Source organism: Ralstonia sp. SET104, assembly GCF_003851545.1.
GTDB lineage: Bacteria > Pseudomonadota > Gammaproteobacteria > Burkholderiales > Burkholderiaceae > Ralstonia.
On the sequence record NZ_BHVX01000011.1, the window covers coordinates 1 to 20,601 of the forward strand.

General features: G+C 64.6%; 19 protein-coding genes. 14 read left to right on the forward strand and 5 right to left on the reverse strand.

The window, feature by feature from the left end:
- Positions 1-215 precede the first annotated feature (215 nt).
- Both PSUB009319_RS14830 and PSUB009319_RS14835 read right to left on the reverse strand, forming a co-directional pair.
- Positions 216-1,076 carry a CHAD domain-containing protein gene (locus tag PSUB009319_RS14830; RefSeq protein WP_124382997.1) on the reverse strand — a complete coding sequence of 287 codons (861 nt, stop codon included), beginning with the start codon at positions 1,074-1,076 and terminating at the stop codon, positions 216-218.
- A 109-nt stretch (positions 1,077-1,185) separates the two neighbouring features.
- Positions 1,186-1,950, reverse strand: coding sequence for a DeoR/GlpR family DNA-binding transcription regulator (locus PSUB009319_RS14835; RefSeq protein WP_124382998.1), 765 nt, complete (start codon positions 1,948-1,950; stop codon positions 1,186-1,188).
- A gap of 142 nt (positions 1,951-2,092) precedes the next feature.
- Here PSUB009319_RS14835 and glpD point away from each other — a divergent pair, with 142 nt between their 5' ends.
- The 9 genes from glpD to PSUB009319_RS14880 all read left to right on the forward strand — a co-directional run bounded on the left by glpD (position 2,093) and on the right by PSUB009319_RS14880 (position 12,536).
- Positions 2,093-3,670 (forward strand): glycerol-3-phosphate dehydrogenase, encoded by a 1,578-nt coding sequence (glpD, locus tag PSUB009319_RS14840; protein ID WP_124382999.1) that lies wholly within the window; start codon positions 2,093-2,095, stop codon positions 3,668-3,670.
- 66 nt (positions 3,671-3,736) lie between these two features.
- The gene (locus tag PSUB009319_RS14845) at positions 3,737-4,855 is read left to right on the forward strand and encodes an ABC transporter ATP-binding protein (protein ID WP_124383000.1); all 1,119 of its coding nucleotides are present in this window, start codon (positions 3,737-3,739) and stop codon (positions 4,853-4,855) included.
- Positions 4,842-5,939 (forward strand): ABC transporter ATP-binding protein, encoded by a 1,098-nt coding sequence (locus PSUB009319_RS14850; RefSeq protein ID WP_124383001.1) that lies wholly within the window; start codon positions 4,842-4,844, stop codon positions 5,937-5,939. Before PSUB009319_RS14845 ends, PSUB009319_RS14850 begins: the two co-directional genes overlap by 14 nt.
- The gene (locus tag PSUB009319_RS14855; protein WP_124383002.1) at positions 5,936-6,826 is read left to right on the forward strand and encodes a carbohydrate ABC transporter permease; all 891 of its coding nucleotides are present in this window, start codon (positions 5,936-5,938) and stop codon (positions 6,824-6,826) included. The genes PSUB009319_RS14850 and PSUB009319_RS14855 overlap by 4 nt, the downstream gene beginning before the upstream one ends.
- On the forward strand, positions 6,819-7,646 hold the full coding sequence (locus tag PSUB009319_RS14860; protein WP_124383003.1) for a carbohydrate ABC transporter permease: 828 nt from the start codon (positions 6,819-6,821) through the stop codon (positions 7,644-7,646). The genes PSUB009319_RS14855 and PSUB009319_RS14860 overlap by 8 nt, the downstream gene beginning before the upstream one ends.
- 22 nt (positions 7,647-7,668) lie before the next feature.
- The gene (locus PSUB009319_RS14865) at positions 7,669-7,950 is read left to right on the forward strand and encodes a DUF2160 domain-containing protein (RefSeq protein WP_124383004.1); all 282 of its coding nucleotides are present in this window, start codon (positions 7,669-7,671) and stop codon (positions 7,948-7,950) included.
- A gap of 171 nt (positions 7,951-8,121) precedes the next feature.
- On the forward strand, positions 8,122-9,858 hold the full coding sequence (locus PSUB009319_RS14870; RefSeq protein WP_124383005.1) for an ABC transporter substrate-binding protein: 1,737 nt from the start codon (positions 8,122-8,124) through the stop codon (positions 9,856-9,858).
- A 119-nt stretch (positions 9,859-9,977) separates the two neighbouring features.
- A complete protein-coding gene (glpK, locus tag PSUB009319_RS14875; protein WP_124383006.1) occupies positions 9,978-11,513 on the forward strand; it encodes a glycerol kinase GlpK in 1,536 nt (511 codons plus the stop codon).
- 174 nt (positions 11,514-11,687) lie between these two features.
- Positions 11,688-12,536: an alpha/beta fold hydrolase gene (locus tag PSUB009319_RS14880; RefSeq protein ID WP_124383007.1), complete on the forward strand. Its 849-nt coding sequence runs from the start codon at positions 11,688-11,690 to the stop codon at positions 12,534-12,536.
- A gap of 70 nt (positions 12,537-12,606) precedes the next feature.
- Here the strand turns inward: PSUB009319_RS14880 and PSUB009319_RS14885 are convergent, their stop codons facing one another.
- On the reverse strand, positions 12,607-12,990 hold the full coding sequence (locus PSUB009319_RS14885; RefSeq protein WP_124383008.1) for a hypothetical protein: 384 nt from the start codon (positions 12,988-12,990) through the stop codon (positions 12,607-12,609).
- A gap of 208 nt (positions 12,991-13,198) precedes the next feature.
- On the opposite strand from PSUB009319_RS14885, the gene PSUB009319_RS14890 reads away from it, so the two are divergent.
- The gene (locus tag PSUB009319_RS14890; RefSeq protein ID WP_124383132.1) at positions 13,199-13,825 is read left to right on the forward strand and encodes a DUF1415 domain-containing protein; all 627 of its coding nucleotides are present in this window, start codon (positions 13,199-13,201) and stop codon (positions 13,823-13,825) included.
- A 135-nt stretch (positions 13,826-13,960) separates the two neighbouring features.
- Here the strand turns inward: PSUB009319_RS14890 and PSUB009319_RS14895 are convergent, their stop codons facing one another.
- The gene (locus PSUB009319_RS14895; protein ID WP_124383009.1) at positions 13,961-15,574 is read right to left on the reverse strand and encodes a glucan biosynthesis protein; all 1,614 of its coding nucleotides are present in this window, start codon (positions 15,572-15,574) and stop codon (positions 13,961-13,963) included.
- Positions 15,575-15,865: 291 nt separating this feature from the next.
- Between PSUB009319_RS14895 and PSUB009319_RS14900 the strand changes: the two genes are divergently transcribed.
- From PSUB009319_RS14900 to PSUB009319_RS22935, 4 genes are read left to right on the forward strand one after another with little or no spacing between them, the layout of a single operon-like run.
- Positions 15,866-17,131 (forward strand): AGE family epimerase/isomerase, encoded by a 1,266-nt coding sequence (locus PSUB009319_RS14900; protein WP_124383010.1) that lies wholly within the window; start codon positions 15,866-15,868, stop codon positions 17,129-17,131.
- Positions 17,132-17,138: 7 nt separating this feature from the next.
- Positions 17,139-18,440, forward strand: a complete 1,302-nt coding sequence (locus PSUB009319_RS14905) for an MFS transporter (protein WP_124383011.1) — start codon at positions 17,139-17,141, stop codon at positions 18,438-18,440.
- A 6-nt stretch (positions 18,441-18,446) separates the two neighbouring features.
- Complete coding sequence (locus PSUB009319_RS14910) at positions 18,447-19,133, forward strand: GNAT family N-acetyltransferase (RefSeq protein WP_124383012.1); 687 nt, start codon at positions 18,447-18,449, stop codon at positions 19,131-19,133.
- A 4-nt stretch (positions 19,134-19,137) separates the two neighbouring features.
- Positions 19,138-19,296 (forward strand): hypothetical protein, encoded by a 159-nt coding sequence (locus PSUB009319_RS22935; protein WP_185453476.1) that lies wholly within the window; start codon positions 19,138-19,140, stop codon positions 19,294-19,296.
- 81 nt (positions 19,297-19,377) lie between these two features.
- Here the strand turns inward: PSUB009319_RS22935 and PSUB009319_RS14915 are convergent, their stop codons facing one another.
- On the reverse strand, positions 19,378-20,484 hold the full coding sequence (locus PSUB009319_RS14915; protein WP_124383133.1) for an ABC transporter substrate-binding protein: 1,107 nt from the start codon (positions 20,482-20,484) through the stop codon (positions 19,378-19,380).
- Positions 20,485-20,601 lie beyond the last annotated feature (117 nt).

Sequence of the window (20,601 nt, forward strand, 5' to 3'; positions counted from 1 at the left end):
TCAACTCGCTGCCAACCACCTCGCAACCCCCAGCCGATCACCAACCACCCAATCGCCCGGAAATCCGCACCACATCTACTTCTCCACCACCTCAACACCGCCGCCGCAACCTGCGTTTCGGCGCTGCGTTGTGCAGCGAGGGGCGAATATTAGGCGGGTTTCTCGAACGGCGCAAGCCCTTTCTTACTGCGGGTCTTTCTGCGCTTTTTCTGCGGTTACGACGCCTTGTGGGACCGTATCCAGCGGAGCCTCTTGGCGGCCCGCTTTCGTGCAGTGCGAGCGCGCTTGTGAAAGGTGCTCACTATGGAGGGCGGCGGCGGGATATCCAATAAGTCTGCAACGCAATCGAGGGACACGCTTGCATCGTGCACTTCGCCCAAAGCGTCCTGCAGTTTGCGCAAATGCGTCCGGTAACGCTTGCCCGCCCGGGCACCGAGCGCCGGGTAGAACGATTCATACAGATAGCGCCATTGCTTGGCCGCGATGCGGGCGCGATGCAACTGCGGTGCAGGCGACTGTTTGGGGTGACGCCCCCGGCGGATCAGCTTCTTTCTGAGCGCCTCGGCCCGAGTGCGGGCGAAACGGGAATGCCGCTCAGACTCATCTTCTATATGAAACGGCGCGACTGCCTGTTCCAGTTCGCGCAGCGTTTCCAGCACATCCGGGGAGGCCAGCTCGGCGCGCAACGCTTCCCAGGCGCGGTGGCGCGCGCCCCTGGATTTTGCAAGCGCTTCGTCCAGCCACGCCCGGCTGGTCTCTTCATTGTCGGGCACGGACTGCTGGGCGGCGGGAAGCCAATCCGAGAGCAGCACATCCCACTCGCGCACGGGGCCTGTGGATGCAGCGAGCGCGCGCAAGCGGGGCTTCCACTTTGCAACAAAAGAGGTCGGCAAGACGGGTGCGAACGTCACCCAGGCGGAACGCAGCCGGCGCAGGGTGACGCGGAACTGATGGAGATCTTCATCACTGGGGCTGGGCGCGGCCAGTTTGGCGAGGGCATCGCGCAGGGCGGCGATGTGCTCAGTGACGATGCTCCCGAAGACCGAAAGGATTGCCGCATGTGAGTGCTTGCTCACGATGCTCCCCATATGACGTGTCTGGATGGCAGGAAGGCACGCAAGGTGCGCGCCTGATCATTTCACTGTAGTCGACGGGGACAAGACTGCGGGAGCATCAGATCAAACGTCAAAGCATTTCGCTGGCGACGACCACATCGACCTCGGCAGCGCGGAAGACTTCGGCCATCGGCTCGGGGACGGGCACGTCGGTAAAGAACTTGTCGATCTGCGAGACGTGGCCAAGGCGAACGACAGCACGGCGGCCGAACTTGGAGTGGTCCGCCGCCAGCCAGACTTCGCGCGACTGCTCAATGATGGCCTGTGCGACGCGTACCTCGCGGTAGTCGTAGTCGAGGAGCGTGCCGTCTTCATCGATGCTGGAGACGCCGATGATGCCGATGTCGACGCGGAACTGCTTCATGAAGTCGATGGTGGCCTCGCCGACGATGCCACGGTCGCGGTTGCGCACGAGGCCGCCGGCGACGATGACTTCCGCATCCGGGCTGCCCGACAGGATGGATGCAACGTTCAGGTTGTTGGTGATCACGCGCAGGCCCTTGCGACCAACCAACGCCTTGGAGATCTCTTCGGTGGTCGTTCCGATATTGATGATGAGCGAGCGACCGGGCTCGACATGGCGCGCGACGACTTCGGCAATGCGGCGCTTGGCGTCGATGTGCAGCACCTGACGCTGGTCGTAGTCGATATTTTCGACTGACGATGGCAGGCCGACGCCGCCATGGTAGCGCGCGAGCAGGCGCTCATCTTCGAGCTGGCGGATATCGCGGCGGATGGTTTGCGTAGTGACGCCGAGCACGCGGGCAAGCGCATCGACGGAAGCATCGCCGTGCTGGCGGACGTATTCGAGGATCTGGCGGTGTCTAGGCAGCATCAATTCATCAAACGAGCACAAATGAACACATATGAGCGGATTAGGCGATTCCCTATGTTGCTTTATTTTCGCCTTTCACTACACTATCCGCTAACGCGTCACACTTCGCAAGAAAGGGTGAGCAAACCAACATAAAGCAACCATGCAACACACCGATGCCGCGCATCTGGACTGTGATCTGCTGGTGGTCGGAGGCGGCATCAACGGCGTGGGCATCGCGCGCGATGCCGTGGGCCGTGGCCTGTCGGTGGTCTTGTGTGAAAAGGACGACCTGGCCCAGCACACCTCTTCGGCCTCGACCAAGCTGATCCACGGCGGGCTGCGCTACCTCGAATATTACGAATTCGGCCTCGTACGCAAGGCGCTGCAGGAGCGCGAGGTGCTGCTGCGCATGGCGCCGCACATCATGTGGCCGCTACGCTTCGTGATGCCGCACGACGCGGCCCAGCGCCCAGCGTGGATGATCCGCGCGGGCCTCTTCCTATATGACCATCTCGCGCGCCGACGCTTTCTGCCGGGTTCAAAGTCGATCAAGCTGGCGCAACACCCGGCGGGCAAGCCGCTCAAGCCGGGTTACACGCGCGGCTTTGTCTACTCCGACGGCTGGGTCGACGACGCCCGCCTGGTGGTGCTCAACGCCCGCGACGCGGCGGATCGCGGCGCACAGATCTTCACCCGCACGCGCTGCCTGAACGCAGAACGCCGCACGGATGGCTGGCATGCCTCGCTGGCGGGGCCGGATGGCATCCGCTCGGTGCGCGCCAAAGCCATCGTCAATGCAGCCGGGCCGTGGGCGGCGGAATTCGCCCGCTCGGCGCATGCGCTGCCGAGCACGCGCGGCCTGCGCCTGATCAAGGGCAGCCATATCGTCGTGCGGCGGATGTTCGACCACCCGTTCGCCTATATCTTCCAGAACCCCGATGGGCGGATCGTGTTTGCGATCCCGTATCAGAACGATTTCACGCTGATTGGCACGACCGACCTGGAATACAAGGGCTCGGTGGACCAAGTGGCCATCGACGCGGACGAGATTCAATACCTGTGCGAGATGGCAAGCCGCTATTTCACCCGGCAGCTCACGCCATCCGACGTGGTGTGGAGCTACTCGGGCGTGCGGCCGCTGCTGGATGACAGCGCCGCCAACGCCTCGGCCATCACGCGCGACTACCTGGTCGAATGCGAGACCGGTGCCGACGGCAACAGCGCGCCGCTCATCAACGTATGGGGCGGCAAGATCACGACCTACCGCAAGCTGGCCGAAGAAGCGCTGGACCAACTGGCCCCGCACCTGCCGCTGGCCGGCAAGCCTTCGTGGACGGCCGCTGCATCGCTGCCCGGGGGCGATCTGGAAGCGCCGGGGCAGCTCGTTGCTGAATACACCTTCGACGATTTTGTGACGCGCCTGCAAAAACGTTTGCCGTGGCTGCCGACCCGGTTGGCAATGCGCTACGCGCACCAGTACGGCACGCGCATGAACACGTTGCTGGCAGGGGCCACGCGGCTGGAAGCGCTGGGCTCCGAGGTGACGCCCGGTCTGTATGAAGCCGAAATCCATTACCTGATCGCACACGAATGGGCCCGCACGGCACAGGACATCCTGTGGCGGCGGACCAAGCTGGGGCTGCACGCCAGCGATGCCGACCGCAGCCGCCTGGAAGGCTGGCTGAGGCGGCATCTGCCGGAAGGCGAGACCACCCCGGTTGCAGAACGGGCGCCCTAAAAACACGGGACTGGGCGCCCGAACCGCAATACCAAGAAATCAAAGCAATAAGACGGGAGACTTCAATTGATTCTGGAACTGGACCAGGTTACGGCCGTGGTCGGGGCGCAGACGCATCTGTACCCGACCAGCCTGAGGCTGGCGCCCGGCGCCATCAACGTGCTGCTCGGGCCGACGCAGGCCGGCAAGACCACGCTGATGCGCATCATGGCCGGGCTGGACCGGCCGACCACCGGCCGTGTGCTGGTCGACGGCAAGGACATGACGGGCGTGGGGGTGCGCGATCGCAATCTGGCGATGGTGTACCAGCAATTCATCAATTACCCGGCGATGACGGTGTTCGACAACATCGCCTCGCCGCTGCGCCTGCAGGGCACCAAGAAAGGCGAGATCGACACGCGCGTGCGCGCCGTGGCCGCCAAGCTGCATATCGAACACCTGCTGCAGCGCCTGCCGGCCGAGCTGTCTGGCGGTCAGCAGCAGCGTTGCGCGCTGGCGCGGGCGCTGGTCAAGCGCGCGCCGCTGGTGCTGCTGGACGAGCCGCTGGTCAACCTCGACTACAAGCTGCGCGAAGAACTGCGTGCCGAACTGGCGTCGCTCTTTGCCGACGGCGGCACGACCGTGGTGTACGCCACCACCGAACCGCAGGAAGCGCTGCTGCTGGGCGGCCACACGGTCGTCATGCATGAAGGCCGCGTGCTGCAGGACGGCCCGACGCTCGACATGTATGAAGTGCCGGTGTCGGTGAGCGCCGCCGCCATCTTCAACGACCCGCCGATGAACGTGCTGGATGCCACCGTGGCCGAAGGCAACCATATCCGCCTGCCCCAAGGGATTGATGTGCCGTGGACGCGCCCGCTGCCCATGGCGGCCGGCACGCGCTGCCGCATCGGCCTGCGCCCGAGCCATATTCGCCTGTCGCCGCGCAACGGCGGCAGCGTCGCGCTGCCGGGTTCGGTGGAGCTGGCCGAGCTGTCGGGTTCGGAGACCTATCTGCACGTGCGCGCGCATGCGGCCGGCCAGCCGAACAGCATCGGCCTGGTCGCACAACTGCCGGGCGTGCACGAATTCGAATTGGGTGCAGCGCTGGATGTGTTTGTCGATCCGGCCGAGCTGTTCCTGTTCGATGATGCGGGCAAGCTGGTGAGCGCGCCCAAGCAGGGAGGCGCACATGGCGCGCATTGAATTCCGCAATCTGGGGCACAGCTACCGGCCCAACCCGCAAAACCTATCGGACTACGCGCTGCAGCCGATGAACATGACGTGGCGCGACGGCGGTGCCTACGCGCTGCTGGGCCCGTCGGGCTGCGGCAAGTCCACGCTGCTGAACATCATCTCGGGGCTGCTGACGCCGTCCGAAGGCCAGGTGCTGTTTGACGACCGCGACGTCACGCACGCCAGCCCGCGCGAGCGCAACATCGCCCAGGTGTTCCAGTTCCCGGTCATCTACGACACGATGACCGTGTTCGACAACCTCGCCTTCCCGCTGCGCAATCGCAAGACGCCGGAAGCCGAGGTGAAAAAGCGCGTGGAAGAAGTGGCCGAGATTCTCGAGCTGCAGCACGCGCTCAAGCGCCGTGCCTCGGGTCTGGCAGCAGACGCCAAGCAGAAGATCTCGCTGGGTCGCGGCCTGGTGCGTAAGGACGTGGCGGCCATCCTGTTCGACGAGCCGCTCACCGTCATTGATCCGCATCTGAAGTGGCAACTGCGCCGCCAGCTCAAGAAGATTCACCAACAGCTCAAGCTCACGTTGATCTACGTGACGCACGATCAGGTGGAAGCACTGACCTTTGCCGATGAAGTGGTCGTCATGACTGAGGGCAAGGTGGTACAGCAAGGCGGCCCGGAAGCGCTGTTCGAGCGGCCGGACCACACCTTCGTCGGTTACTTCATCGGCAGCCCCGGCATGAACCTCTACCCGGTGGCGGTGGATGGCGACGTCATTGCGCTGGGCGACCAGCGTCTGTCCGTGAGCCGCGACACGCTGGCCACGCTCAAAAACGCAAACGGTTCGCTCAAGCTCGGGATTCGTCCTGAGTTCGTGCAACTGGCGGCGCCGGGTGAAGTTGGCACGGTAGCGGCCAACGTGCATCAAGTGCAGCAGCTTGGCACGCACCAGTTGTTGACGGCCAGTCTGGGTGAAGCGGGCGGGTTACCCATCAAGGCCAAGCTGCCCAATGAAGTCAGCGTGACCGAATCGCGCGTGTGGCTGCGCCTGGATGCGCCGCAGACGCTGTACTACAGCAATGACGAGAGGATCGGCCGATGAACAAGCCGCTCAACAACAAGGCGTGGTTCCTGATCCTGCCGGTGTTCCTGTGCGTGGCGTTCTCCGCCATCCTGCCGCTGATGACGGTGGTGAACTACTCGGTACAGGACATCATCAGCCCCGAGCAGCACGTGTTCGTGGGTGTGGACTGGTTCCGCCAGATCCTGCGCGACGGCGATCTGCAGGATGCCCTCACCCGCCAGTTGATCTTCTCGTTGTGCGTACTGGCGGTGGAGATTCCGCTTGGCATCGGCCTGGCGCTGTCGATGCCGAGCAAAGGCTGGAAGGCCTCGGCGGCGCTGGTGGTGCTCGCCATGCCGCTGCTGATTCCCTGGAACGTGGTCGGCACGATCTGGCAGATCTTCGGACGCTCCGATATCGGCCTGGCCGGTTACTGGCTTAACCAGATGGGCATCGACTACAACTACACCTCGCACTCGTTCGACGCGTGGATCACTGTGCTGATCATGGACGTATGGCACTGGACACCGCTGGTGGCGCTGCTGGCCTATGCCGGCCTGCGCTCGATTCCGGATGCGTTCTACCAGGCCGCCGAGATTGACGGCGCAAGCCGCCTGGCCGTGTTCCGCTACATCCAGTTGCCGAAGATGCGCGGCGTGCTGATGATCGGCGTGCTACTGCGCTTCATGGACAGCTTCATGATCTACACCGAGCCGTTCGTGCTCACCGGCGGCGGCCCGGGCAATGCCACGACCTTCCTGTCGCAGTACCTGACGCAGAAGGCCGTGGGCCAGTTTGACCTGGGCCCGGCGGCGGCGTTCTCGATCGTGTACTTCCTCATCATCCTGCTGTTCTGCTTCGTCCTCTACAACTGGATGCAGCGCATGGGCAGCGCCAGCGCGGCCGTGGGAGACGACCATGCGTAATCAAAACAACGAAGGCCAGCGCAAGATCGCGCGCGCCATCACGCTGGCGGTGTACGTGGCCTTTGCCGTGCTGCCGCTGTACTGGATGCTGAGCATGTCGCTCAAGACCAACGAGGAGACGCTGGCCGGCTTCTCGCTCTGGCCGAACCTCGTCACGTTCGACAACTACAAGATCATCTTCACCGACCCGTCGTGGTACTGGGGTTACATCAACTCCATCATCTACGTGACGATGAACACGGTGCTCTCGACCGTGGTGGCGCTGCCGGCGGCTTATGCCTTTTCGCGCTACCGCTTCCTGGGCGACAAGCACATGTTCTTCTGGCTGCTGACCAACCGCATGACGCCGCCTGCGGTGTTCCTGCTGCCGTTCTTCCAGTTGTATTCGACGGTCGGCCTGATGGACACCCACCTGGGCGTGGCGCTGGCGCACATGCTGTTCAACGTGCCGCTGGCGGTGTGGATTCTGGAAGGCTTCATGTCGGGCATCCCGCGCGAGATTGATGAGACGGCCTACATCGACGGCTACAGCTTCCCCGCATTCTTCCTGAAGATCTTCCTGCCGCTGATCAAGGCAGGCGTGGGCGTGACGGCGTTCTTCTGCTTCATGTTCAGTTGGGTGGAACTGCTGCTCGCTCGCACGCTCACCTCGGTCGATGCCAAACCCATCACCGCGGTGATGACGCGCACGGTGTCAGCCTCGGGCATGGACTGGGGCGTGCTGGCCGCGGCCGGTGTGCTGACGATCATTCCCGGCGCGCTGGTGATCTGGTTTGTGCGGAACTACATCGCAAAGGGTTTTGCGATGGGCCGCGTCTAAAAGAACAACGGGAGACACAGCCATGTTCAGCTGGATGGCCTGGACGCCCGAAGTGGCGACCTTCTTCGGCTGCATCGCCTTGATGCTGGCCAGCATGACAGTGTGGGAAGTGACCCGCCCGACGGTGGAGCGCAAGGGCTTCCTGCCCATTGCCACCACGCGCGGCGATCGCCTCTTCATCGGGTTGCTGACCGCCGCCTATATCAACCTGGCGTGGGTGGGGCTCACGTCAGAAGAGACCAGCGCCTGGGGCGGTTTCATCGCCTCGATGGTGGTGCTGGTGATCGTGATGTGGCGCGGCTGAGGCAATTGCATCGCCTATGAATTTGCAGGTCCGGGGGCGTCAGCACGGGCTGACGCTTCCACGCCCAAATTGACGTACGGGCACAGGCATTCCATCACGCTCCCCGCGTCGGAATGCCGGATGTTTTCGCTGCGGGGAGAACAACAAGCCAACAAGCACGAGGAGATACCGATGAAAACATCCTGGCGCATGACGCTTCAGATCAGTGCCATCGCACTGGCAAGCGCCCTGGCTGTCGGCGCTGCACACGCCGGCGAAGCCGAAGCCAAGAAGTGGGTCAGCAGCGAATTCCAGCCCAGCACGCTGTCTCAAGACAAGCAGATGGCGGAAATGAAGTGGTTCATCGACGCCGCAGCCAAGCTCAAGGCCCGCGGCGTGACCGAGATCCACGTCGTGTCGGAAACGCTCGACGTGCATGCCTACGAATCGAAGACGCTGGCCAAGGCCTTCGAAGAAATCACGGGCATCAAGGTCAAGCACGACATCATGCAGGAAGGCGATGTCGTCGAAAAACTGCAGACCTCGATGCAATCCGGCAAGAGCATCTATGACGGCTGGATCTCCGACTCCGACCTGATCGGCACGCACTACCGCTACGGCGTGGTGATGCCGCTGTCGGATTACATGACCGGCGAAGGCAAGGACTTCACCAACCCCGGCCTGGATCTGAAGGACTTCATCGGCACGAGCTTTACTACCGCATCTGACGGCAAGCTGTATCAGTTGCCCGACCAGCAGTTCGCCAACCTGTACTGGTTCCGCGCCGACTGGTTCGCCCGCAAAGACCTGCAAGAGAAGTTCAAGGCCAAGTACGGCTACGACCTGGGCGTGCCCGTCAACTGGACGGCGTATGAAGACATCGCCAACTTCTTCACGAACGACGTGAAGGAGCTGGATGGCAAGCGCGTCTACGGCCACATGGATTACGGCAAGAAAGACCCGTCGCTGGGCTGGCGCTTTACCGATGCGTGGCTGTCGATGGCTGGCTCCGCCGACAAGGGCATCCCGAACGGCCTGCCCGTCGACGAATGGGGCATCCGCGCGGAAAACTGCGCACCGGTGGGCGCCTCGATGTCGCGTGGCGGGGCCACCAACAGCCCGGCTGCCGTGTACGCCCTCACCAAGTACATCGACTGGATGAAGAAGTACGCCCCGCCCGAGGCGACCGGCATGACCTTCAACGAAGCCGGCCCGGTGCCCGCACAAGGCCACATCGCCCAGCAGGTGTTCTGGTACAGCGCCTTCACCGCGCCGATGACCAAACCGGGCCCGGTCGTGAACGCCGACGGCTCGCCCAAGTGGCGCATGGCCCCGTCGCCGCACGGCCCGTACTGGAAAGACGGCATGCAGAACGGCTACCAGGACGTCGGCTCGTGGACGTTCTTCAAATCCACCCCGTTCGAGCGCCGCTCGGCTGCGTGGCTGTACGCCCAGTTCGTCACGTCGAAGACCGTGTCGCTCAAGAAGTCGATCACCGGCCTCACGTTCATTCGTGATTCGGACATCCACAGCGACTACTTCACCAAGAACGCAGCCAAGTACGGCGGCCTGATCGAGTTCTACCGCAGCCCGGCCCGCGTGGCCTGGACGCCGACCGGCAACAACGTGCCCGACTATCCGAAGCTGGCGCAGCTCTGGTGGAAGAACGTCGCCACGGCCGTCACGGGGGAGAAGACGCCGCAAGGTGCGATGGACAACCTGGCCAAGGAAATGGATCAGGTGATGGGCCGCCTGCAGCGTGCCGGCATGAAGAACTGCGCGCCCAAGCTGAACCCGGAAAGCGATCCATCCAAGTGGCTGTCGGCTGAGCATGCCCCGTGGAAGAAGCTCGACAACGAGCGTCCGAAGGGCGAGACGGTGGCGTACGACAAGCTGCTGGCAGCCTGGAAGGCTGGCAAGGTGCGTTAATTCGCGTGCCTGCCGGTCGACCAACCGTCGGCCGGCGGGCTACCATGCCAGCTTCCGTTTTACCTACCGCCGGGCCCGACCACACCATCGCCTGCCCGGCGGTCACCTGAATCTGCCTTATGGAATACCTCCTCGCACTCGACCAGGGCACGTCCAGTTCACGCGCCATCGTCTTCAACCGCGCCGGCCAGATCGTCGCAAGCGCCCAGCAGGAGTTTCCGCAGCATTTTCCGCAGCCCGGCTGGGTCGAGCATGACCCGTTCGACATCTGGAACAGCCAGCTTGCCACCTGCCGCGCCGCACTCGAACAAGCCAAGCTGACAGCCGCCGACATGGCTGCGCTCGGCATCACCAACCAGCGCGAAACCACCATGGTGTGGGAGCGCGCCACCGGCAAACCCATCTTCAACGCGATCGTGTGGCAGGACCGCCGCACAGAAGCGATCTGCGAACGCCTGCGCGCCGAAGGCCTGGAAGACGAAGTGCGCAAGCGCACGGGCCTCATCATCGACCCGTACTTCTCCGCCACCAAGCTGCGATGGATTCTCGACCACGTCGAAGGCGCCCGGGAACGCGCCGCGCGTGGCGAACTTGCCTTCGGCACCATCGACAGCTGGCTCGTGTGGCAACTCACGCGCGGCCGCCTGCACGTGACCGACGTGTCCAACGCCTCGCGCACGATGCTGTGGAACATCCACACCGGCCAGTGGGATGCTGACCTCATGCGCGCGCTCGACATCCACCCGAGCCTGCTGCCCGAAGTGCATCCCTCGGCGTATCAATTTGGGCAGACCGATGCGGATTGGCTCGGTGCCTCGCTCACCATCGGCGGCATTGCGGGCGATCAGCAATCAGCGCTGTTCGGCCAGGCCTGCTTCAAGCCCGGCATGGCCAAAAACACCTACGGCACCGGCTGCTTCATGCTGCTTAACACGGGCGACAAGGCGGTGCAGTCGCACAATGGGCTGATCAGCACGGCCGCCTGCCAGAGCGGCATCACGCGCAGCTACGCACTGGAAGGCAGCGTGTTTGTGGGCGGTGCGGTGGTGCAGTGGCTGCGTGACGGCCTGCGCGCCATCCAGCGCTCGGCCGATGTGGAGGGCCTTGCCGCCTCGGTGCCCGATTCCGGCAACGTGGTGTTCGTGCCGTCGTTCACGGGCTTGGGTGCGCCGTACTGGGACCCGACTGCACAGGGAGCCATCGTCGGTCTGTCGCGCGGCACAACCATCGGCCACATCGCACGGGCAGCTTTGGAGTCGATCGCATTCCAAAGCACGGCGCTGCTGCAGGCCATGACGCGCGACGCTGTCTCCACCATCTCGGAGCTGCGCGTGGACGGCGGCGCCTCGGCCAACAACCTGCTACTGCAGTTCCAGGCGGACCTGCTCGGCATTCCGGTCGTGCGCCCGGAGATCATTGAGACCACCGCGCTGGGTGCGGCATACCTTGCCGGCATCGCCACCGGCTTCTATCGCGATGAAGCCGAAGTCGCGCAGCAATGGCGCGCCTCGCGCACCTTCCACCCGGTCATCAGCCGGGACGAGGCACTGAGCCGCATGGCGCAGTGGGAAATGGCCGTCGCCCAAGTGCGCCTGCCGACCACGCGCGCGGATTGGGCGTCAAAGCATCGCACACAGAATGTCGCGCCGGACTAGTGCGAACACCCACAGTTTTTCCGGGTACAGATTTTCTTGCTCAACGGTTTCAGCCGACAAGCGCAATTTTGTACGCACCCCACCCGAAATAGTCCCAGGCTGATTGACGCATTTGCCGTTTGCCGCCAAGTTCTTTGGGAGGCTTTCTCACCCCCCTTCGATCCGGAGACAAACATGCCCACATGCATCATTCAAGGCAGGACATTGCACTATCAAGATCGAGGCACCGGTTTTCCGGTATTGCTCGGGCATAGCTATTTATGGGATGCCGCCATGTGGGCACCGCAGATCGACGCGCTGTCTCAGCCTTACCGGGTCATTGCGCCAGACCTATGGGGGCATGGGCAATCTGGCCCACTCCCTGACGGGACACGCACGCTGGAAGATCTGGCCGCCCAGGTCAGCACGTTACTCGACGCGCTGGACATTGAACACTGCGCGGTCGTTGGTCTGAGCGTTGGCGGCATGTGGGGGGCGCAGCTCGCACTGCGCGAACCTGAGCGCGTGCGATCGCTGGTGTTGATGGACACATCGCTCGCTGCCGAGCCCGAATTGACTCGTACGCGCTACTTTCAAATGCTCGACACCATTGAGACTGCGGGCCATATCCCCCCGAAGCTACTCGATGCAATCGTGCCGTTGTTCTTCCAGCCGGACACAGATCTGACTAGCGAAGTGCCCGCCGCATTTCGTCACTCGCTTGCAAATTTGTCCGAAAGCCAGTTGCGACAGTCGATCGTGCCGCTGGGTAAAGTAATCTTCGGGCGGCCAGATGCATTGGCGACGTTGGCTGCGCTGAAGGGGGACCGAACACTGCTGATGTGTGGCGAGCACGACATAGCGCGGCCACCCGCCGAAACGGCAGAGATGGCGCGCGTGATCGGCTGCCAATACCGGTTGGTGCCTAACGCAGGGCATATTTCAAACCTGGAGAACCAGACATTTGTCACGCAGGCGCTGCTCGAGTGGCTCAACGCAAGTCGTTGCCCTCCGCAGATTAGAAGACGCGAGCAAGAAGCCTGAACCTTGGTTTTCAGACAGCCCGCCAGGCGACCCGAGGGTCGCCTTTGTTCTTCATAGAGAGCGCCGCGGCTTACTTGCCTTCACTGCTCGGCGTTTGCGCCGCGCCGCCCTGTTCGCTCATGGCTTCCTTGCGCTTGGCGCGGGCTTCCTTGCGCTCGGCCCTGCGGTTGGCCCTGGCGGCGTTCTTTTCTTCCTTGTAGGCGGCCTTGGCGTCTGACTTGCGGGCCTTGTATTCATCGCTGGCCGCCTTGTCGTCAATGCGCTTTTGCACCAGCGGATCAGACGACGATGCCGCCGGCGCTTGACCGCCCGGCGCCGCCTGCACCGTACCGGTGGTTTGCGGTGAGGTCTGTGGCGCCGGCGTCATCTGGGCAAAGGCTGCCGACGCTGCCAACGCAGCGGCCATCGCAAGAGCGGTTTGAAGTGTGGTCTTGGTCGGGCGCAGTTCCATCATGGTTGGGCTCCTTCTTTTACACAGTCAGGGGAATATCTGACCACTCAAGTGGCGCATGTGGCATGCGCCAAAGCGGTCTCGGCGCGCATCAAAGGTCACGTGCCGGAACGTTGCAAACACAACACCCTTGCTGCCGCAAGAAGCGCTCCCGCCCCATGAACTACACTGCGCGCTGGTCTCCTCTTGCTGCCGCCGCTGCCACCACTACGTGCCTGATTCCGCTCCCGACTTCATCCTGCTCGACCCGCCTGCCGACGCCCTGCCCTTGGCCGAAGACGCCGCAGCCGGCCACGTCAAACGCATACAGCGCTGGCTCGAAGATGCCGTGATCGGCCTGAACCTCTGCCCCTTTGCCAAGGCCGTCCACATCAAACGCCAAGTCCGCTACGTCGTCAGCCGCGCCACCACAGACGGCGACGTGCTCGACCACCTGCGCGCCGAAGCCGACCTGCTGCGCACCACCCCAGCCGCCGACATCGACACCACCCTGCTGATCGTCCCCGCGCTGGCCGACTTCTTCGATTTCCACACCCTCACAGACCGCGCCGAAGCGCTGCTCGCCAAAGCGGGCTTTGACGGCGAACTCCAACTCGCCAGCTTCCACCCTGACTTCGTCTTCGCCGATGCCGACCCCGACGACATCGCCAACGCCACCAACCGGGCCCCCGCCCCCATCCTGCATTTACTGCGCGAAGACAGCATCGCCCGCGCCACCGCAGCCGTACCAGATGCCGCGGACATCTACGAGCGGAACATCGCGACGATGGAGCGGCTGGGGCCGGAAGGCTGGGCGGAGATGGCAGCGAGGTTCAGTGAGAAGCCAACTCGCGGCTGAACGCTCACGCAGCAAGCCTTGGCGTTCACCTCCGCCCTGCGTTGGTTTGGCCTTTGACGTACCTGCCCCGGATGGCGCCCTGCAAAGGCTTGAAACAAGGGATGCACCATCCGCGCTGATTGAGCGCAAGAAAATTCACACCCCCCGATCCACCGGCGGTGTCCACTGATACACCCAAGTCTCCGACAACAACCGCTCGCCAGACTGCAACGTCAGCGACAGCTCAATCGGCGCATTGCTGGCATCCGGCACCACATCGAACATCGCCCGCACACCATCAATGCTGGCCAGCGGCCGAGCGGACGCAATCTCCACCCGCCCGCGCGAAGCACGAATCACCGGCTCCACGGTCGACCCCGTTGTACTGCGCCCCAGCCGCGCCAGCTCCCCACCCGCAAAGTCCACCACGAAGCGCCAGGAGAAATATTTGCGCGGCTGCCCAACGATGCCGCCGATGCCCGTGCGTGTTGCCACAACCCGCGCCAGCGGCGAGGCCGCAGCAGGCTGCGCGCCCCACGTCAGCCGATAGCCGAACGCCAGTTCCTGCCCCGCATGCGGCGCCACAGCCGGCCGCCAGAACGCGACGATGTTGTCGAAGGTTTCATCATTGGCCGACAACTCGACCAGCTCAACCGCGCCCTCACCCCAATCGTGCGTGGGCTCGACCCACACGCTCGGGCGCTTCTCGTAGAACACGCCGTCGTCCTGATAGTGATCGGGATTGCGGTCACGCTGCAGCAGGCCGAAGCCGCGCGGGCTGTCGTCGACAAAGCGCTGGCTGCGCAGCACGGGCGGATTGGCCAACGGCCGCCAGACCCATTCGCCCGAGCCGCGCCAGATGGCCAGGCCGTCGGAGTCGTGAATCTCGGGGCGCCAATCCGACGCACGCCAGCGCCGGGCCGCGCTGTGGCGATCGCCGGCGCGGTCGGCGCGGTCGTTCTCGCCATAGAGGAACATGCTGGTGAGCGGTGCGATACCCAAGCGCTCAATCGGCTTGCGTATGTAGAGCGTGGCGGCCACGTCCATCACCAGCGTGCCGCCCGGCCGGATGTCAAAACGATAGATGCCGGCCACGCTGGGCGAATCGAGCAACGCATAAATGCGCACGGCATCGGCATCGGCCGCTGGCCGCACCAGCCAGAACTCAGTGAAATCGGGAAACTCTTCCGCGCGCGGTAAACCGGTGTCGATCGCCAGCCCGCGCGCTGACATGCCGTACTGCCACTGCCCGCCAACCGCGCGGAAGTAGCTCGCGCCCAGAAAGGCCGCCACATCACGTGTCGGATCCGCCCGGGTCGTCAGCCGAAAACCGGCGAAGCCAAGATCGGACGGCAGCGCCTGGTGATCCAGCCCACTCTTGCCGTAATCGAACAGGGTCGGGCTGTAGGCGATCAGCCGGGCATGACCGTCGACCACCTCGTACATCTGCACGGGCGACTTGAAGAACAATCCCAAGTGAAAGAATTTGGCCTCGAACGGCAAGTGCTGTCCGGCCCACAGAGCGTGATCGGGCCGATAGCCGATGGATTGGTAACCGTCCCAGCCCAACGTGGCCAGTGGCTTGGGCAACTGCGTGCTGCGGGGCCGGTATGGCCCGCTGGCCAAAGCCCGTGCGCGCGCCAGCAAGCGGGCCTCGTCAAACGGTTCGGGGGCACTAACGGCGGTGCGGGCCGGGGCGCTGCGGGACAAACCAGGAGCCACGGCAAGCAGCCCGGCGGCCAACTGCTTGAGCAGGTCGCGACGGTGCATGGATCAGGGCAGGACCAGGGTGAGCCAAGGGTGAATCATCTTCGCATAACCCACGCCCAGGCAGCATCCGGCAAAAACCTTTCATTGGACCCACAACCCTGCGCCGCGACCGGGATTGAGGCAGTTGTGCGTGGCGCTGGACCGCCAGTTGGAGCACAATCCCGGGTCTGTTCACATGTAGAACGCCTGCGCGTCGCCGTATGCAGCCGCACGTCGCCTATGGTGAGCAGATCCGAGCTGCCGGTCTGCGCTTTCGACAGGCCGACGCCCGCCACGATCATCACGGCGCACATGCTTTCACAATCCTCCACGCCCCCGCTGCCCGATACGGCCACGGCCGAACCGTCCGCCACCATTGCGGCTGCCCTGGAGTCATTCGAGCGCTACTACGACGACGTTCTGCTGCCCATGTGGCTAGGCCCGGGCTGGAACGCGCAAGCCGGTCTCTGCTACGAGGCGCTCGTCATCGACAACGGCGCGCTGGTACCGGCATCGACCGCCCGCTACCGGACGATGGCATGTGCGCGGCAACTGTATACCTTCGCCCGCGCGACGCAGCTCTCCGGGCGCCACCGCGATCTCTGCGCCGAACGTGCCGCCGCCCTGTGCCATGCGCTGGATACGCGCTTTCGCGACACCCTCCAAGGCGGCTGGCTGTTTGCCATCGACAGCGCGCTGGCGCCACAGGACACCACCAAGGACTTGTACACGCACGCCTTCGTGCTGTTTGCCGCCGCGCATTGGCTGGCCGTGAGCGACGACCCGCGTGCCGCCGCGCTGATGCACGACGCGCACGACGTGATCGCTTGCCGCTTTGCACGCACCGGCGCCAAACCGCTGCCGGTCGCATCGATGGACGCCACGTTCAGCACCACGCTGGCCGGCGTCGCGCAAAACCCGGTGATGCACCTGACCGAGGCGTATCTTGCCGCCGCCGCGCTGGCCGAACCGCCCGCCTGGGCCGAAGCCGGTGTGCGCACGCTGGCCGAAGGCATCCTCGCGCGCTTTATCGACGCACGCACGGGCAGCATCGCCGAGTTGCCCGTTGATGAAACTGCGGATGAAGCCAGCGCCGAGGTCATCGCCAATAACCGCATCGAGCCCGGCCACCAGTTCGAATGGTTCTACCTCGTGCGTGCGCACGCCAATGTGTTTGCGCAGTCCCAAGCCGGCCAGCATCTGGCCGAAACGCTAGCCCGCGCGGTGAATGCCGCCTGTGCCGCCGGCGTGGACGCCGACACGCAGGGCGTCTGCCTGTCGCTCAACCTGGACGGCACAATGCGCGATGCCAGCCAGCGCATCTGGGCGCAGACCGAGTACGGCCGCGCGCTGGCCCTCTGCACCGAAACGCAGGGCGTCATGCTCGCGCGCCTGCTGCCGGCGTGGTCGGCGCGCTTCCTGCACGCGCACGGCTGGAACGAAGTCATCGACCCCGCCGGACAGCGCCTGCGCGCCGACATGCCGTCGAGCACGCCCTACCACATCACCACCTTTTACGAAGCGGCCCGCAATTCGCTAGCCGGCGCGCCCGCACGTTGTACCCAAGCTGTTGAGTGAGACCCGCATGCATACCCACAACCCCAACGAATCCAAGGCCCGCACCATCTTCCGGGTGGTCAGCGGCAACTTCCTGGAGATGTACGACTTCATGGTCTACGGCTACTACGCCAAGGCCATTGCCGATACCTTCTTCCCCGCCGGCAACGAGTTCCTCTCGCTGATGCTGTCGCTGGTGACCTTTGGCGCCGGCTTCCTGATGCGGCCGCTGGGCGCGATCTTCCTGGGTGCCTACATCGACCGCCATGGCCGCCGCACAGGCCTGATCGTCACGCTGGCGCTGATGGCGTGCGGCACGCTGCTGATCGCACTGGTGCCGGGCTACGCCACCATCGGGCTGGCCGCGCCGCTGCTGGTGCTGATCGGCCGGCTGCTGCAGGGCTTCTCGGCCGGTGTGGAGCTGGGCGGTGTGTCGGTCTACCTGGCGGAGATTTCCACGCCGGGCAAGAAGGGCTTCTTCGTGAGCTGGCAATCGGCCAGCCAGCAGGTGGCTGTCATGTTTGCCGCGCTGCTGGGCGTGCTGATGTCGTCTTTGCTGCCGCCGTCTGAAATGAGCGCATGGGGCTGGCGCGTGCCGTTCCTGATCGGCTGCCTGATCGTGCCGTTCCTGTTCATCATCCGCCGCTCGCTGCAAGAGACGGAGGAGTTTCAGAAGCGCAAGCATCGCCCCGATCTGGCCGCCGTGTTCCGCTCGATGGGCCAGAACTGGCGCCTGGTGGGCGCAGGCACACTGATGGTGGTGATGACCACCGTGTCGTTCTACCTGATCACCGCCTACACGCCGACTTTCGGCAAGAGCGTGCTGCACCTGTCGAACATGGACAGCCTGATCGTCACGCTGTGCGTGGGCGCATCCAACTTCTTCTGGCTGCCGGTGATGGGCGCAGTGTCTGACCGCGTCGGCCGCCGCCCGCTGCTGATCCTCTTCACGGTGCTGATGCTGCTGACGGCCTACCCGGCCATGCAGTGGCTGGTGGCCGCACCTTCGTTCGCCCGCATGCTGACCGTGCTGCTGTGGCTGTCTTTCCTGTATGGCAGCTACAACGGCGCGATGGTCGTCACGCTCACCGAAATCATGCCGCCGGAAGTGCGTACCACCGGCTTCTCGCTGGCGTACAGCCTGGCCACGGCCATCTTCGGCGGCTTCACCCCGGCGATTGCCACGTGGCTGATCCACACCACCGGCAACAAGGCGATGCCCGGCGTGTGGGTGTCGTTTGCCGCGCTGTGCGGGCTGGTTGCCACGCTGGCGATCGTCAAGCCGGCGGGCAAGCACGAACACAGCGCAGGCACCGCAACGGCCGCCTGAGCGCCGATGCGCAACCCGGGCGGCCTGAGCGATATCGCCGACATCGTCGCGCTTGAGCACTGCGGCTTTGCCGCGCTGCCGCCCGAACACAGCATTGAAGACGGCTCTTGGGTGCTGCGTATGGCGGGCGGCCTGGCCAAACGGGCCAACTCCGCCAACCCGCGCGCACCGGGCGCTGCGCTGGATGCGGCCCGCCTGGACCGCATCGAAACCTGCTACCGCCACGCGGGCCTCTGCCCCATCGTGCGCGTCACGCCGCTGGCCTCGCCCGAGGTCGATGCGCTGCTTGAAGCGCGCGGCTACCGCATCGCCGACAGCAGCTTCGTCATGACGGCACAGCTCGCGCCCACAGCGCCCACGGCCCCCGCCGCACCGCCCGACGGCATCACCATTAGCGTCGATACGGCCATCTCCAACGCCTGGCACGACGCCTTTGCGCAGTTCGATGGGCTCAACGCGCACGGACGTGCCACGCGCCGCACCATGCTCGGCGCGCTCGACCGCCCACATGCTGCGATCACGCTGCGCGATGATCAAGGCACCACACTGGGGATCGGCCTGGCCGTGCAGGACGTTGCGCATGCGGGCACATACGTCGGCCTGTTCGACGTGCGCGTGGCAAGCGCCGCGCGCGGGCGGGGCCTGGGCCGCGCCGTCACTGAAGCCATGCTGGGCTGGGCACGCCGTCACTGAAGCCATGCTGGGCTGGGCACGCCGTCAGAATGTCGCCGATGGGCTGACCGCCTATCTACAGGTCGGCGCCGACAACGTGGCGGCGATCAGCCTGTACCGCTCGCTCGGCTTTGCCAACGCCTATGCCTACCATTACCGCGTCGGGCCAGCGCAGCCGGCCTGAGCACCGGGCACCGCGTGCGAGCCCCAAACTCTCGCGCTTCGGGCTCTGGGCCGTACCTTCCAAGTCAAAAGCCATGAGGCTTTACTGAATCACCAGCCCATTCGGCCCCACCACGCCCAACTCCACATAGTGCGAGCCCGGTCGCGCGCGGTCAGAAAAATCCACCACAAACCCGCCGCCCACATCAAAGTTGCGCAGGCGGGCCAGCTCGTGGCGCACCTGGTCGCGCGTGGGCTTGGGGCCCGCGCGGCGCACGGCCTCGGCGAGCACCTTGGCGGCAACAAAGCCTTCCACGGCACGGAATGACAGTTCGACGTCCTTGGCGCCCACGGCGGTGCGCGCGCGGTTGAATTCGCGGATGACGGGGTTCACGCCCTTGCCGGGGTTGGGCATCACCAGCGCGAGCGAATAGCCGCGCACCGCGTCGATGCCAGCCACCTTGAGCAGGATGCCGGGATCAATAGACGACAGCCCCAGGAGCTGGGCACCGCCACCACGTGCGCGGTATTGCTTGACGAACTGCGCGGCGGGTTCCGCCGTGGCGCCCAGGAAGACGGCCTGCACATCGGCGCCAAGCAGCTTGTCCACAGCGGCGCTTACCGAGGCGGTGTTGCGCGGGTACGAGGCCGTGGCCGCGATCGTTAGCCTGTGCGGCTTGAGCGTGCGCTCCACGCCGGCCAGCACCTCCTTGCCCAGCGCGTCGTCCTGGTACAGCACGCCGATGCGCGTGACGCCGATGGTGACGAGCGCGCCCACCATTTTGTCCATTTCCTGCTGGTAGCTGGCCTTGATGGGGAACACCAGCGGATCGCCGGTCATGCTGGAGGCACCCGTGGCGGGCCCGACCAGCGGCAGGTTGGCTTCGGCCAGCACGCCGTTGCGCATGAGCGCTTCCACATTGGCGGTGCCGACCACGGTGAGCGCCGCCACAGGGTTATCGATCTTGGCCATGTCGCGCACGTTGCGCAGGGTCTGCTCGACCTTCTGCTCGTCATCGCGAGCCACCAGGCGAATGATTTCGCCGTTGATGCCGCCATCAAGATTGAGCCAGTCGAAGTACAGCCGAGCCCCGGCATTCAGCGCCCGCCCCGTCAGCGCTTGCGAGCCCGACAGCGGCAAAGACTGGATGACGCTGATATCGGCGTGGGCGGCCGGCGCCATCAACGCCGCACTGTATGCCACGCACATGGCAAGCGCGGCCCACGGCCGCACGCTCGCCATCGCCCCGGCCCCGCGCGCCCCCCGGCTACGCGTGTAATTTCCCGTTTGCATTGTTCGCACCCATTTCACGGCGTGCCTCGTGGG

Bases quoted from the DNA above. Each gene is read 5' to 3' on its own strand.
- PSUB009319_RS14855 (WP_124383002.1), top strand. From the start codon at position 5,936: ATGAACAAGCCGCTCAACAACAAGGCGTGGTTCCTGATCCTGCCGGTG.
- glpD (WP_124382999.1), top strand. From the start codon at position 2,093: ATGCAACACACCGATGCCGCGCATCTGGACTGTGATCTGCTGGTGGTC.
- PSUB009319_RS14885 (WP_124383008.1), bottom strand. From the start codon at position 12,990: ATGATGGAACTGCGCCCGACCAAGACCACACTTCAAACCGCTCTTGCG.
- PSUB009319_RS14915 (WP_124383133.1), bottom strand. From the start codon at position 20,484: ATGTGCGTGGCATACAGTGCGGCGTTGATGGCGCCGGCCGCCCACGCC.
- PSUB009319_RS14865 (WP_124383004.1), top strand. From the start codon at position 7,669: ATGTTCAGCTGGATGGCCTGGACGCCCGAAGTGGCGACCTTCTTCGGC.
- PSUB009319_RS14905 (WP_124383011.1), top strand. From the start codon at position 17,139: ATGCATACCCACAACCCCAACGAATCCAAGGCCCGCACCATCTTCCGG.
- PSUB009319_RS14835 (WP_124382998.1), bottom strand. From the start codon at position 1,950: ATGCTGCCTAGACACCGCCAGATCCTCGAATACGTCCGCCAGCACGGC.
- PSUB009319_RS14910 (WP_124383012.1), top strand. From the start codon at position 18,447: ATGCGCAACCCGGGCGGCCTGAGCGATATCGCCGACATCGTCGCGCTT.
- glpK (WP_124383006.1), top strand. From the start codon at position 9,978: ATGGAATACCTCCTCGCACTCGACCAGGGCACGTCCAGTTCACGCGCC.
- PSUB009319_RS14870 (WP_124383005.1), top strand. From the start codon at position 8,122: ATGAAAACATCCTGGCGCATGACGCTTCAGATCAGTGCCATCGCACTG.
- PSUB009319_RS14900 (WP_124383010.1), top strand. From the start codon at position 15,866: ATGCTTTCACAATCCTCCACGCCCCCGCTGCCCGATACGGCCACGGCC.
- PSUB009319_RS14880 (WP_124383007.1), top strand. From the start codon at position 11,688: ATGCCCACATGCATCATTCAAGGCAGGACATTGCACTATCAAGATCGA.
- PSUB009319_RS22935 (WP_185453476.1), top strand. From the start codon at position 19,138: ATGCTGGGCTGGGCACGCCGTCAGAATGTCGCCGATGGGCTGACCGCC.
- PSUB009319_RS14850 (WP_124383001.1), top strand. From the start codon at position 4,842: ATGGCGCGCATTGAATTCCGCAATCTGGGGCACAGCTACCGGCCCAAC.
- PSUB009319_RS14860 (WP_124383003.1), top strand. From the start codon at position 6,819: ATGCGTAATCAAAACAACGAAGGCCAGCGCAAGATCGCGCGCGCCATC.
- PSUB009319_RS14895 (WP_124383009.1), bottom strand. From the start codon at position 15,574: ATGCACCGTCGCGACCTGCTCAAGCAGTTGGCCGCCGGGCTGCTTGCC.